This is a genomic window from Rhizobium sp. J15 (genome assembly GCF_002531825.1).
In the GTDB taxonomy this organism is placed as follows: domain Bacteria; phylum Pseudomonadota; class Alphaproteobacteria; order Rhizobiales; family Rhizobiaceae; genus Rhizobium.
In genome coordinates this window covers 1-13,315 of record NZ_NWSX01000080.1, presented here as the reverse complement: position 1 = coordinate 13,315, position 13,315 = coordinate 1, and the positions used below count along the sequence as shown (strand labels likewise).

Annotated in this window: 11 protein-coding genes and 2 pseudogenes; 6 read left to right on the top strand and 7 right to left on the bottom strand. The window is 52.9% G+C overall.

Annotation, left to right across the window (positions count from 1 at the left end; all coding sequences use genetic code 11):
• Nucleotides 1-382: 382 nt before the first annotated feature.
• Nucleotides 383-925, bottom strand: a complete 543-nt coding sequence (locus CO670_RS33200; protein ID WP_176539071.1) for a hypothetical protein — start codon at nt 923-925, stop codon at nt 383-385.
• 354 nt (nt 926-1,279) lie between these two features.
• Between CO670_RS33200 and CO670_RS31820 the strand changes: the two genes are divergently transcribed.
• Both CO670_RS31820 and CO670_RS31815 read left to right on the top strand, forming a co-directional pair.
• Nucleotides 1,280-1,975 carry a DUF6875 domain-containing protein gene (locus CO670_RS31820; RefSeq protein WP_004677746.1) on the top strand — a complete coding sequence of 232 codons (696 nt, stop codon included), beginning with the start codon at nt 1,280-1,282 and terminating at the stop codon, nt 1,973-1,975.
• Between the two features lie 85 nt (nt 1,976-2,060).
• Nucleotides 2,061-2,582, top strand: a complete 522-nt coding sequence (locus CO670_RS31815; RefSeq protein WP_004677747.1) for a YbaK/EbsC family protein — start codon at nt 2,061-2,063, stop codon at nt 2,580-2,582.
• A 155-nt stretch (nt 2,583-2,737) separates the two neighbouring features.
• Here CO670_RS31815 and CO670_RS31810 read toward each other — a convergent pair.
• Nucleotides 2,738-3,482, bottom strand: a pseudogene (locus CO670_RS31810) (transposase); the annotation flags it as partial.
• A 900-nt stretch (nt 3,483-4,382) separates the two neighbouring features.
• Here CO670_RS31810 and CO670_RS31805 point away from each other — a divergent pair.
• The 3 genes from CO670_RS31805 to CO670_RS33195 all read left to right on the top strand — a co-directional run bounded on the left by CO670_RS31805 (nt 4,383) and on the right by CO670_RS33195 (nt 6,897).
• The gene (locus CO670_RS31805) at nt 4,383-5,408 is read left to right on the top strand and encodes an LLM class flavin-dependent oxidoreductase (RefSeq protein WP_012489592.1); all 1,026 of its coding nucleotides are present in this window, start codon (nt 4,383-4,385) and stop codon (nt 5,406-5,408) included.
• Between the two features lie 151 nt (nt 5,409-5,559).
• Nucleotides 5,560-6,468: a transcriptional regulator NodD3 gene (gene nodD3 / locus CO670_RS31800; protein ID WP_004677763.1), complete on the top strand. Its 909-nt coding sequence runs from the start codon at nt 5,560-5,562 to the stop codon at nt 6,466-6,468.
• 81 nt (nt 6,469-6,549) lie between these two features.
• A complete protein-coding gene (locus CO670_RS33195; protein WP_012489591.1) occupies nt 6,550-6,897 on the top strand; it encodes a hypothetical protein in 348 nt (115 codons plus the stop codon).
• Here CO670_RS33195 and nodD2 read toward each other — a convergent pair.
• Entirely contained in the window at nt 6,877-7,833 is a 957-nt protein-coding gene (nodD2, locus tag CO670_RS31790) for a transcriptional regulator NodD2 (RefSeq protein ID WP_004677768.1), read from the bottom strand. The genes CO670_RS33195 and nodD2 overlap by 21 nt on opposite strands.
• Before the next feature lie 384 nt (nt 7,834-8,217).
• Between nodD2 and CO670_RS31785 the strand changes: the two are divergent.
• A pseudogene (locus tag CO670_RS31785) lies at nt 8,218-8,355 on the top strand (IS3 family transposase); the annotation flags it as partial.
• A 144-nt stretch (nt 8,356-8,499) separates the two neighbouring features.
• Here the strand turns inward: CO670_RS31785 and CO670_RS31780 are convergent.
• The 4 genes from CO670_RS31780 to CO670_RS31765 form a co-directional block, all read right to left on the bottom strand.
• A complete protein-coding gene (locus CO670_RS31780; protein WP_080712033.1) occupies nt 8,500-10,089 on the bottom strand; it encodes a class I tRNA ligase family protein in 1,590 nt (529 codons plus the stop codon).
• Nucleotide 10,090: 1 nt separating this feature from the next.
• Entirely contained in the window at nt 10,091-10,420 is a 330-nt protein-coding gene (locus tag CO670_RS31775) for a cupin domain-containing protein (RefSeq protein ID WP_004677772.1), read from the bottom strand.
• Between the two features lie 21 nt (nt 10,421-10,441).
• On the bottom strand, nt 10,442-11,221 hold the full coding sequence (locus tag CO670_RS31770; RefSeq protein ID WP_010018321.1) for a phytanoyl-CoA dioxygenase family protein: 780 nt from the start codon (nt 11,219-11,221) through the stop codon (nt 10,442-10,444).
• Nucleotides 11,222-11,302: 81 nt separating this feature from the next.
• Entirely contained in the window at nt 11,303-12,589 is a 1,287-nt protein-coding gene (locus CO670_RS31765; protein ID WP_010009012.1) for a SidA/IucD/PvdA family monooxygenase, read from the bottom strand.
• Between the last annotated feature and the right edge of the window lie 726 nt (nt 12,590-13,315).

The window sequence follows — 13,315 nt, the reverse complement described above, 5'->3', positions numbered from 1 at the left end:
TCTAGCATCCGGTGGTCCAACGTTTGGGAGCGGTTCAGAAATTCTCAGTGGCAGGTCAGACGCCGGATGAAAATTCAGTGGCAGGTCACACTGTCTCGACCAAGAGATGGAGGACCGCGTCAGCGGTTTCCGCCTCGCCTAAAAAGATAGCGTAAATGCCAAGGTGATAAGGCTGAGGATGCCGCCGAACTTCCCGCGCAGTTTCTTGGCCGAAACGACGATACAGCCGCTCCCCCTAGCAGCGCCTGCACCGGCCGTCAGGCCGGTTAAGCGAAGCGGGTTACCTCGATGAAGCTTGTTTACGGAGGAAACATTTGATTGATGAAAGGATAAACGCGCGCGAGACCGGCTTCTTACTTTTGCTTTCCCACAATAAAACTCGCTAAAATTTCCTGGCTTTTCGATCGACTCTCTTTTGAGAGGAACCCACAGGTGCCCCAGAAGACGCTGGCGATTTATCAATAGATGAAGAACCTGCCGTTGCCATCCCTTCCTCAGGAAGCGTAGCTACTTGAGCGGCACTGTCAATCGCTCTACGGCAGTCATCAAGGAAGTCAGCTATATATTCATTGACATAGACAACCAACGGCTCCTTTGGAACAACAATCAGACGCCGTTTGTCCGTTTTATCCCGAGTGATGTCGATGAACCCACGCAAATGCGCTGCCTCGACATACTTTTGGCAAACAGTCTGGTTTTTGAAAGGCAGATAGCGACACGCCTGCATCTTCGTCATGGGTTTGTTATTGGCGTCCATATGATATACTTTAAGCATCAATCCAAGAATATTCCTCAGGAATAGTTTTTCTTCGGAATTTTCGCTAACGAGATCTGACAAAAACGAGTCAATTTTCTCAAGCTTATGCTTTACGCCGACGTCGATCTGTTCTGGCGTATATATTTCTCTTCGTGTTGTCTTCGCCACGGCCACGCCTCTGCGCAATGGGTCGTTCTGTTTTCACCCAAAGCCTGTTACCGGATCCCATCGCGGCGACATTTATCATATGTATGTCTTCATAACTACGACGAATATAAGAATTTGCGGGCGGTCCTGAGACTAACCTTCATCGTGCACGAGCCCCCGCTCTTGTTTTCACATCCATTTAAAAAAACAGTTACACAAGTGTAACTACGAGTGCTACCAAAAATTCGGGAGCTTCGCTTCCGATGGAAGGTCGGTCTCTTGATTGGCCCCCGACCAGCTCGCCCGCCGCCCGAGCTGGCATGCAAGAGCCCGACCTTCCGTTTTGCACGTGGCTTTTCGAACCAGGGATCCGAAATGAATAAAGAAATTTGGAAAGATTACAGCCAACCTTTCGGGACGATTGGTCCATTGATGACAGTGGGCGAAATTCTGGAAAAGAATATTGATGCGGGATACAACGCCTATGATGAGTATGCAAACGCAGCTCTTCAGAAATTTGCTCGGTATGCCTCAGAATTCCTCTCCAATCCACATCCTCATTTAGGTCGGGACGGGAGCGTTTGCCCTTTCGTTCCCGAGGCTCTGACGAAGGGGCTTTTACGGGTTGCCGCGTCGCAAGCTGTTGCAGTTGACGAAATCGAAAACGATTTGGCGCGTATGCTCGCCGTCTTCAGCCAGATGAAACCCGTAAAGTCCTTCAACGATCGAACGGGCGACTGGATCTATAAGGCCATTATCATTGCCCTTCCTGGAATACAGGATGAAGGAGAGATTATCAGGATTGGTCAACTGCAAAAACGGCTGAAGCCCGACTTCATTCAGGAAGGTTTCATGATCGGTGAATTTTATCCAGGTTGCCCGGAGCCCGGTTTGCACAACAGGATGTTTCGACCGCTCGACACAACGGTTCCAGCCTTGGCTATTCGGCATATCACCAAATATGATGCTCCTTTCATGCTCGATAGCGATAAGTGCCTGGAGGCTTACTTCAGTATTTTTGGGAACGAGGGTCGCCGCCGCATTAGGCAGCTTTTGGAGCGAACCGCCTGAAACTTACTCGCAAGAGGGCTGTACTCGCAGTCGCTGAAACAGCTATCCTCGATCGTCCTACCAGGTGAACCGGAAGGAAACGACTATGTTGGACGTTCATCCGAACGTACTTGCTGAACTGCACCAGATCGGAGCGTCGACGGTACGATTGTGGCGCTATAGTGAGTTCGCCACCCCTATTACATCTCCTTCCGATTTAGCCTCCGCTATCGGCGTTCCCGTGGGGCGCGTTGCAAAGACGATGATTATTGCCGAGCAGAAAGCGAACGATGTGATGCGCCGGTCTCATCCTGCGCGCCACCTTTGTGCCGTTTTGCTGCCATCACCTTCAAAGATTGACATGAAAGCGGTTGCTGGCACGTATGGATGGAAACGAGCCGAGCTTGCTCAGAAAGAACAGGTACTCGATCTCTTCGGCTACCCGTCAGGAAGCGTATCACCATTCGGTCTCCAGAAGATCGCTGTACTGATCGACACCGCCCTTTTTTCTTATCCTACCGTAGTCACAGGTGCGGGCAAGGTTGGAGTCGAGCTTGAGATCGACACAAGCATGCTTTGGAAGATCGGGCAGCCGTTACAGACGCGTGGACGGGCCAGTCAAACCTAACGCCTCGTCACCTTTCATAGAGATGCCGTGAGGTAGGTTATTTCTTCGGGAAAGGAAATGCGGTTCCACGTAACGGCGCCTCGATTAGAGAATGAGGGTTCAATACGTATGTTGCGTAATCGGACTCATAGTGCGCACTATAACGAAAATCGTCACACCCGTCCCAACGTCTGCACGACATCTTCACCTCGATAGCTGTGAGGCGGATCAAGCGCGGGAACATAGCGTGAGAAGGTGGCGACCACCGTCAGGACCCGCAGTTTCTTTCCGGTTGCGAGCTGGTCGTGCACGAAGTCCATCGCCCACACGTCATTTGGTCCGACAGCCATTTGCCGATCCTCGCGAAGTTTCGCCTTAACACGGCGCTTCCGAGTCTTATTCCGCAGCTGCAGTCCCAAGTCCCTGTAAATGCGATAGGTTCGCTTGATGTTGGTGCCCCAACCCTCGCGTTCCAAAAGCACATGCACGCGACGATAGCCGTAGCGCACCCGCGCTCACAGGTCTAGACCGGCCTCGGCGCGGCGAGAGATGTAGTGATCGGTCGACCGATCGAAGTTCAACGCGCCACAGGCACGCCGGATCGAGATCGCCCAATCGCGGCACATGACACCACCTCCCGCTACCCCTCAGGCCTTAGAGCTTTCGGCGGATGGCGTCCTGCAGCATCTCACGGTCCAACGTCAGATCCGCGACGATCTTCTTCAATCGCGAATTCCCGTCCTCAAGCTGCTTGCGCCTCTTCATCTCTGGCGGCAACATGCCGGCGTACTTTTTCTTCCAGTTGAAGTAAGTCGTCTGACTGATCCCCGCCTTGCGACAAATCTCCGCGATCGAGACGCCCTCATCACCCTGCTTCAAAATGAACGCCTTCTGAGCGTCCGAAAACTGCGATGCCTTCATCGTGTTCCGTTCCTTTTCCCAGCCAGGAAAATGCACCGGAAAACTCTAACCAAAATTGGTCCAGTTTGAAGGGTTGAGAGCAATTTCCCTATCGTAAAACCTGTGATCCTATGAAGTTAAGATGGGGAATGTTAAGGACATACAACAGCGTGCACGAAAGACGCGGAAGCCAACTGCGTCACATCTATTTCTGGTATCGGCGCTGTTGCGCTGCGGCCAAAACCGCACTGGCTCCTGATCCTTCCACCTTCGGAAGGGGCCGTGATCTCGCCTGGGTCGACCGTATGCTAGTTCGATCAGCAACCCTTTGACGGTGAAGATTCCTGGTTATTCACCTGGTGGATCAATGCCATACAAACAATCAATTTTACGAAGCCATGGGATGTTATTAAACACCTCGATTATGAATTGGGGACCCCATGATGTTGCTCCACCGAGAGCAGCCGAGGGCAAGGTCACAGACCTGGCCGGTAAATGGAGACGAACATGGCCAACGTGGAACTGCAGAAGGCGCTCTCGTCTGCCAATCAAGCGCCGAGACATAGCTCTGGGTCCTTTCTTCGCCTACTGCAGGAGCCTCGTCGCATTAAACCGAATACCAGCTTTAACACATTTGGGTCGCCACAAAAGCTGAACAACCACTATCCGATCTTGCCAATCCTTGGCTTCTCAAAAGTGAATGGAGCTGTGGGTATGCGAGATGGGGTGTTACCCACCGCGAAGTCATACATGAATACGAATGATTCAATGTCATTTCAACGTGAGCATTATGATTAGCTCATCGGCGTCAGCATCGTTTTTTAGAACCAGCAGCTTTTCGATGATTCCTGGCGAAAGACATCGGGGCCACCCTCCGGTCTTGGTCACCGAAAATTCGCCGCCAAACTTGGAGACATTTAAATGACAAACTCTCTTCCCGCAAAGCTGATGGTTGGTATCTTCGACCATTTGGACGAAGACGGAAGGGAGATTGGGCGCCAGTATGAAGATCGGATGAAGTTGGCAGAGGTCTGCGATCGCCTTGGCTTTTATGGATATCACGTCGCAGAGCACCACTGTACTCCCCACGGCAGAGGACCTTCGCCGAATCTATTTCTAGCAAGCGTAGCTCAGCGCACGCAGCATCTTCGTCTCGGTCCTTTGGTTATGCTGTTGAACCTTTATCATCCGTTACGTGCGTTTGAAGAAATTTGCATGCTGGATCATCTGAGCGGTGGCAGGCTCGAGTTGGGCATGGGGCGCGGCTCCTTACCAATCGAATGGAGCTTTTTCGGTATTGATGAGGAGGTGGCCACATCGCGCTATCTCGAAGCCAGCGAGATCGTCATCCAAGCGATGAAGGAAGGAGCTCAGGCTCTTTCCTACAAAGGCGACCACTTTGAACTAGACAAAGTCCCGTTGATGTTGCGGCCACATCAACGTCCTCAGCCTCCGACATGGATTACAACCAGTCGTCCTGAGGTTGCGCGCTGGGCGGCTGAGAACGATACAAATCTTGCCTGCGGGGGCCCTGCTTCTGCTGTTCGCCAGATCACTGATGCCTACCGAGCACACGAGAGACGTACCGCCGGGGACAGGAAACGGGCGCCGTTCCTTGGGTTGGTCCGAATGGTGGTGGCCGGCAGCACGACGAAGCATGCCATTTCGCTCGCGGCCCCGGCTTATCAACGGTGGCTTCGGAGCTTTAGGTTTCTGTACGAGATTAACGGGATACAGACTCCTCAGAACCTCCCGCCGGATTTTGATGCAGCAGTAGACTGTCAGTTGTGCGTAGTTGGTACTGCTGCTTCAGTTAGGCAAGATCTTCTCGATCATGTCGAGGAAGCAGGTGCTAATTATCTTCTTTGCCAGCTGGCGTTTGGTGATTTGCCATTGGAGGCTTCCTATTACACTGCAACGAGCGTTCACTCTGGAGTTATGGCTTAATCTGGACTGGCCTCAGGTTGCTTTCCGATCACAGAGATTAAGTCTCTGTGGCCGCGCCCTCAAATCGATTGAGGAGCGTCAAGGCGAATTCAGCCATCGCCGTAGGAACAGCCATTGTGGAATGGGCTGCACTATTGGATAGTTAAAAGATATGCGATTTAAGGGCCTCGATCTAAATCTCCTTGTCGCGCTCGATGCACTAATGATTGAGCGCAACCTTACTGCGGCGGCACGTAGCATTAATCTGAGCCAGCCCGCAATGAGTGCAGCTGTCCGCCGGCTCCGCTCCTATTTCCGCGATGAACTATTTACGATGCGTGGTCGTGAGTTCGTTCCAACTCCGCGTGCGGAAGACCTCGCGCCTGCGATTCGTGAGGCTTTACAGCATATTCGGCTCAATATCATACCCTGGGATAAATTTACTCCTGATCAATCAGATCGTCATTTCCGAGTAAGCTTATGCGATTTCGTTACAGTTGTTCTTTTTCAGAAGATACTGGAGCGTCTTGCGCGGGAAGCACCCGGCATTAGTTTTGACTTGCTGCCTCTTACTGACAATCCAGACGAGCTTTTGCGACGCGGCGACGTAGACTTCCTTATTAGCCCACCGCTATTCATGTCGAGCGCGCACCCTAAGATAGATCTATTTCAGGAACGACTGACTTGCGTCGGCTGCAGTAATAACAAACAACTTGAGGAAGCCCTTACTGCCGAGGAGTATTCTTCAATGGGGCACGCGGTAGTTAGGTTCGGTCGGACGCAGCAGCCTACCATAGAAGATTGCTTCTTGCAGGAGCATGGCCTCAAGAGGCGGGTCGAAGTCGTTGTTTCAAGCTTTAGCATGATCCCCGCCGCCCTAATGGGCACCGATCGCATTGCAACCGTTCCGTTACGACTAGTTGGGCTTTTTGAGGACACGATACCATTGCGGATGACTGCGCCCCCGATAGCGCTGCCGACATTCACCGAGGCAGTCCAATGGCCGGTACTTCACGACAAAGATCCGGCAAATATCTGGATGCGAGATATAATGGTTCAGGAGGCAGCGCGATTGCCGTGACCATCCTGAAACCTAGGAAGCTGGGCTGCATTGGGAGCGACGACCCGCGACGCGGCCGATTAGCTGAAGGCGGCACCACCTGTGAGTGACCCGCAGGCCATTTTATCGACGAAGCTGAGCGCTACGCCCGTCGCCGATCGGCCGCCCTTCGGACGATTGCGCGACGTGCTGTCTAGCACCTTCGGCGGCAAATCGAAGGGTGCTGGGGGACCACAATTGCTCCGCACCGCAACCCGCCGCTACCGCCGCAAATACAGCAACCCAAAACCGTCGGAGCGAACTCAAAACTGGATAAAACTTGGGGGCAAGGTCAGCGGCCTTCCCCGGATGGATACCTTTGAAAAGCCTCTTTGGTGGCTGTTGAACTTATTCGGGCTCGGGCGGATCTTACTCAAGCAGGAACCTTGGTCAGGAACCGGATTGTTGTAGCAACCCATGTATTTTAGGTGCGTTGGAGGACATCATACGGGAAGCTTCCTCAACCAATATCTCCCTGAACCAGATGCTCCCTGGATCGGCATTATGGAGCGCTGGCCATTGAACAGCTTCTGTGAAGACGGGGAGCGGTAACGGAAGGTTGATGATCCGCAAAGGGAAAGTACTTTCGTAATGCTCGACTAAGCGAAGCGGTAGGTTAGCTATGCGGTTCGTGCCACGCAGGACTGGTGGTATTAAGCTAAACCCTTGCACGACGACCTCCACCCGCCTCTGAATACCATTCTCGAGCAAGAACCAGCCCTCGACCGATGGCTTCAAAAAGCGCCCAAACGCGGCAGCGACGTGTCCCGTGGAGACATATTGCTCGATCGTCAGCGCTGAAGGTAGGTCCACATTTGTCGAACAGGCTACACATACAAACTTCTCTGTGAACAGTTTTGCGCTCGGGTGTGCGCCCGAGAGAAAAAATTCAGGCACGATGAGGAAGTCGACGTCACCGCGGCTAAGCATCTCGTACGGATCACTATCCAAAGGCAGCAACTCAAAGCTGACTGCGGGCGCTTCTCGAGCAACTCGCTCAATGATTTTATTGAAGTATATCAGCATCATGAAATCGGACAGAACTATTCTAAAGCATCTGTCAGACTTCGACGGGTTAAACGGCTCCCAAGAGATGATTGAGCATTGTACCTGCAAGAGAGTTTCACGCACTGCCGAGGCAAGTCCTTCGGCACGGGGCGTCAGCCGAAGTTCTCGACCATTCATTGTAAACAATTCGTCGCGGAAATAGTCCCGAAGCCTACCAATGGCGGCACTCATTGCTGGTTGACTTAGATTGATACTACGTGCGGCAGCCGTTAGGTTGCGCTCGGTCGTGAGCGCATCCAATGCAACGAGCAGGTTTAGATCAAGGCCCTTGAAACGCATCTTTAGTCACATCCAAACAACGGATATTTTATATCCAAACAATCGATTTTTCCAGTACAGAACCTTCCAGCATAGATCCAATGAAGGTTCGTCAAAAAGGCTTAGGTTAGTTTGGTGATCAATTAAGTAGGCCGCATAGTTACGATAGACGTTATAGTTGCAGATAATCCACTTTAAATATCGAATGGCACCTTAGCAATAGGCGATGTGGAGCGGCGTCACCGAGCGACATGAAATGCTAGTGAACGGATGGGCGGAAGTAGGTTCATCATATCGCGATACCGGAGAGGCTTTGCCGTACGCTGGCTATCGACTGGCGGGCTCCTTCTGTTTGGAAGCATGTTCAAGATATTGGTGGCGTGCCAGTAATTTGTGATGAAAAGATCAACGCGCCTGAAGGCGCTTGAGGAAGAGAACGCCACACTGAAGAGACTGCTCGCCGAGCAGATCCTGGATACGGCCCCACTTCCCGAGCTCCTTAAAAAAATAGAAAGGCCCGCCGCCAAGCGCGACGCCGTCGCACGCCAGAAAGCCGTCGTGGGCCTTTCGGAACGAAGTAGGTCGCCCGACTGCCGCCTTGCGTTCTCCGCTATCGAGATGCCGTCATCCGGTCGGCGTCCGCGTTACTCGCCTCGGGATCGTCAAAGCGGTTGCCGTCATTAAAAGCTAAGAATTCGGCCGGACTTGCCTAAATCGTCTTTCATAAGCCTCTATGAAGGCTTCCGGAATCGGGTCGCTAAACAATGGGAAATCAACCGGTTTGCGTAAGCCGGTGCTTGGCCGGATAGTGCCGCCATCGAGCCCCGGCCGCCATCCGGCTCCGAAAAAGAAAGCACCATACCGCGCCGCAAGCATCGGGGTCACAGGATTAAGAAGGCTTAGAAATACGGAAACTTCCGCTGCGCTGACTGAGGTATCTGCCCTTGAAAAAGACGCAACGTCGAAAAAGGCGTCTATGGCGTCCATGGCATCCCAGACGCGCAAGTCCTGCACCGCTTCGGAATATCGTTTAACATTGTGGTTCTGCTCGACTGTCAGCTTGTCGGCCGTCAGCGTCTCGTTACATCCGGCGTACTTGCGCAAAGCCGTTTCGAAAGCACGAATTCTAGCCGCGGTCTGAAGCAGCCCCTCGATCAGAAAATCGTTGTCGTTTGCGCCAAATGGCTTGGCGAGGCTAGCCAAATAGTAGCGCAGCACGTTCGTGTCGATATCTGCTGCCACCTCGTCAGCCCACACAGCGTGGTCACGGCTAGTAGAAAATTTCGCGCCTTCGAGCTTATAAAAGTCCTGAATTGCATGGTTGTATGGAATCGCATAACCGCGCGAGAACAAACTAGCAGTAACGCCGATCGTGTAATAAAACCGGTTATCCTGACCCATGAAGAATACGAGTCTCGTGCTCGCGTTGCGCATAGTGTCATCGAGATCTGCGCCATTTTGCTTGCAGAGGCGTTCGATTCCTGTCTCATAGCACCACAATCCTTCAAACCAAGTCATTAAAGTTTGGCCTGCCACCTCCACCGGGGAGTTCAAAGTCACACCACGGTCGAAATGCCGCGACATCGGCAATGCCATCAGTTTTGACCGTAGCCAGTCAAGTTCTTTGCGCTTTATGGATTCCGGCCATCCGCTCGCCTCAATGGCGTGATCGAGCCCCGGAGCAAATTTTTCAAGCTCAAAATGAACCTGTCGAATCGGGCGCAAGATAAGGCTCTGGCCGCATGTCGTGTGAATCGGGTTGCGTAGTAGATTGTGTTGCAGCGCCGAGCCGCAATCTTCGCAAAGGTTACTATCTGTTGGCGCGTTACAAGCTGGACACTCTCCGACCGCGAGTGAGTCTGCGGCGAACTCTTCGCACGTCCCGCAATACAGTTGCTCTCCGTCGCGCAGCTCAACGTAGCCGGACGCTCTTAGTTGGTCGTAGATCGCCAAGCTGCGGTCTTTGTGGTCTTCGCTTGAAGTCCTTACAAATACGTCCGGTTCAATATCAACTGACCGCAGACACTGCAGAATTTCTTCAATGTGCATGTGTGCGACGTCATCAACCGGCCTGCCAAGCTTTCGGGCTTTCACCAGCGTGTAAGTGCCATGTTCGTCCGCACCTGTCACGTGATAGGCCGCGTTGCCTACCATGCGGTGGTAGCGTACGAACACGTCGGCGAGAAGGTACACGCCACCTATATGCCCAAGATGCAGCTTGCCGTTCGGGCACGGCGGCGCCGAGCAGGCAAAAAAAGTATGTTGGTTTGCTCTCAATTCAATCCCACCATATCGAAAGGAACTTTAAGCTGGTTTGAGGGCTGCTATTTTTGATCGCGTGTTTTTGGTGCGGCGCTATATAGACCATCGTGTCCCCACTGACTGCGGAGGTTTCTCCATCGGATTGAAACACGCCGCTGCCCGAGATCAATACCCAGAGTTCGTGCTCTGGGTGCGAATGAAGATCGACCGCATCGCCAGGTACCACCTCCACAATCGATGTGCCGAAAGCCGTTGCGACTGCCTGCGGTAGATGCTCAAGTAACCGGCACACCAGAACGCCATACTCCTGGCGCATGATTGAGCGGTCGATCTGTTTCGTATACATGTTTGCCTCTGTCCTCTGCCTTCAATCGCGATAGAAAATGCCGTTCGGCGGCTTGAGCTCGTCGATGTTGGAGACCTTGCCCTCGGGAGGGTTGTAGGCGCGTTTCAGTTTGTTGTATTCGGCCCTCGTTGGCCCACCAGTTGAGGCACGCTGGAACACGAGATAAATCACCCTTCGAGAATTTTCACTTTTGTTGGGCTTTGAGTAATGTGGGGCATAGTCGTCAAAGATGAAAATGTCACCGGCCTTCCACGTTACGGGCTCCCAGGCCAGCCTGTCCGCGACCTCGGGGTACATTACGCCGCCGGCGTCCATTGGGAACACGCCCTTTTTGTGGTTCCCGGGGCTGAAGAAAAGCCCTCCGTTGTCTGGGCCGGAATCGTCGATGCCTATTGCAACAATCGCGTGCACCATCCGGTCTGGTAGCTTATGTGGGATATGGTAGATGTCCTGATGCGGGCGATAGCCGCCGCTGTCGGAGTACTTAAAGATCAGCAACTCTTTGAGCATGCGGGCATTTTCCCCCAGTAACTCTTCGACGATCGACTCGATACGGTGGTCAGCCAGCAGTAAATCACGCAGGGGGGCGTTAAATTCGAGGAAGTTCTCGACCTTCGAAATGATCCTCCTACCGTCAGTTGTTTTTTCGAACCATATCAGCCATTTGTCTTCACTTGTCTCCCAGCACGAAACATCAGCCACAAGAGCTGAAAGTTTATCTCGGCTTTCTAGATCGAGAAATGACTCAATCCTAATGTATCCAACGTCATCCCATGTTGATTTTTGTTCTTTGGTTAACATGTGTAACTCCTTTTTAGATTTAAAGCCGCCTGGTAAAGCTGCGTCGTGAGCAGGCGCCCCGAGCTGCACTGCACTGGAGTGTTATCTTGCGTTTTGTGTCTCTTGAGCGGGAAGTAAACCTAGGCACCCAAGGATCGGCCGATCTGGGACGTTCAGATAGTATTCACGCCGAAGCAGGCTATTGATGATGCGACCGTTTCGGTAGGCGACGAGCGATAGATTCACACTCTGCAAGCCACTTTGGACTGGGGATCGGTTTTGCAGATATACCTGGCCGGGGGCGTTGTCCTCGAATTGAACGGAGTAATCGTCCTTCACGACCGGCAGACCGCCTTCCATAGAAGCGGAAGCCAATAGGCGATCGATAAACGCTAGCGGGCGAGGCTCGAAACCGGTGGCGAGTACGACCCGATCAGCCACTACAGTCGGTCGCTGACAGGTGCCGTGCGAAGCCAACAGCGCGTGCCAACCGTCCGCATGAGGAGACAACTCCTTCATGACGACTGCGGGTAGCAGTTGAATGACATCGTCAATATTGCCAGTCGCGCTGCGGTGATAGATAGTTTCGTAAATGCGGTTGCTCAATTCTGCTGAAATGCCGTCACTGGTGAGTTTTTCGTCGTCGACAATAGTGCGACGTTTTTTAAGTGGCAGCGAATGAAAGCGCTGGCTGTAAGACGGCGTGTATGACACGTTGATAAAAGAGCTGTCATCCCTCGTGAACAGGTTCCCGCGTGACGTCACCCATGTAATTTTACCGATACCCGGACTGCCCAATAGGTGTTCAACAACCTCCGCACCGCTCTGCCCCCCACCAACGACTAATACGCGTTCACCGATGTCGATTTGTGGCCGATCCAGATAGCTCGCCACATGGTAGACCTTCTCGCCCAGCCAAGGTTTGGCGCATTCGGGAATTGTTGCAACGACACCGACGCCAATCGCAACTGAGCGTGCATGGTAGTGATCTCGAGTCGTCGTCACGCGGTAACCCTCGTCTAATCTGGTTACGTCGGTAACCTCCTCCCCAAACCGGAGTTGTGGCAACTGATGCGCAACCCATTGGAAATACTGTGTGAACTCTCTTCGCGACGTGGTCGCGTCGCACCGGTTTACGAAGCTGTACAGCCGTCCATGCACCGCGAGGTAGTTGAGAAACGAAAACGGACTGGTCGGATCTGCAAGTGTCACACAGTCCTTCAGCGGAGATACCTGCAGGCGACTGTTGGGCAGCAGCAGCCCAGGATGCCAATCGAAGCCGCTTTCCTTTTCGAAAAAGGCAGTGCGCAGCGGCGTCGGACACGCGAGTGCTGCAAGACTAAGATTAAAGGGTCCGATGCCTATACCGATGAGATCCAGCACTTGCATAAACACACTTCCTTTGGTTGGGCGGGCACGTGGGCAGCGATACGGAAATCATTATCGAAGGACGTCTGTCTCCTACACCGCCCTCCACAATGTCTGACTGGCGATTGCGATGTTGAGAGCGACCAGACCCGCCATCACGAGCATGGCAACGTCGATGCCATAAACAGCAATTAATGTGCCACCGAGATACGGGAATTCGAACGAACCCACGAAAATAAGCGAGTGTAAAGACTTGGGAGGCCGTTGAGATTGACAGACCACGTTCGCCAGCGAGGTTCACCACCATCGCATTCAAGGTCGAATAAGTGAGACCGTAGCCTATCGCAAAGAGAACGGTGGCGACGACGTACAGCAGCTCGCTTCCCGGGTTCAAAACCAAAAGTCCGATCCCAATCAGTGTCGTCACGAAGAGGGTGAGTGCTAGGCGCCCAAGCGGCAACTTACCGATCATACCCGCGACGGAGAATCGCAATGTGACAGTCGTGACGGTGAATGTCAGAAAGAAGACATTCGGTGAGAGTCCGCGCGTTTCGGCATATATGCTTTGAAACGTGGACAGGCCTGCGAACGTACAAGCACCGATCGCCAACATGACCACCGGCAACACCGTTCTCCCCCACAAAATAGACATGGTCGTCGGATCGGATAAGCGACGGCGCTGGTAGAAAGTTGCGGCTGATGCTGATCTGAACCCTTCAAACTGGACCAATTTTGGTTAGAGTTTTC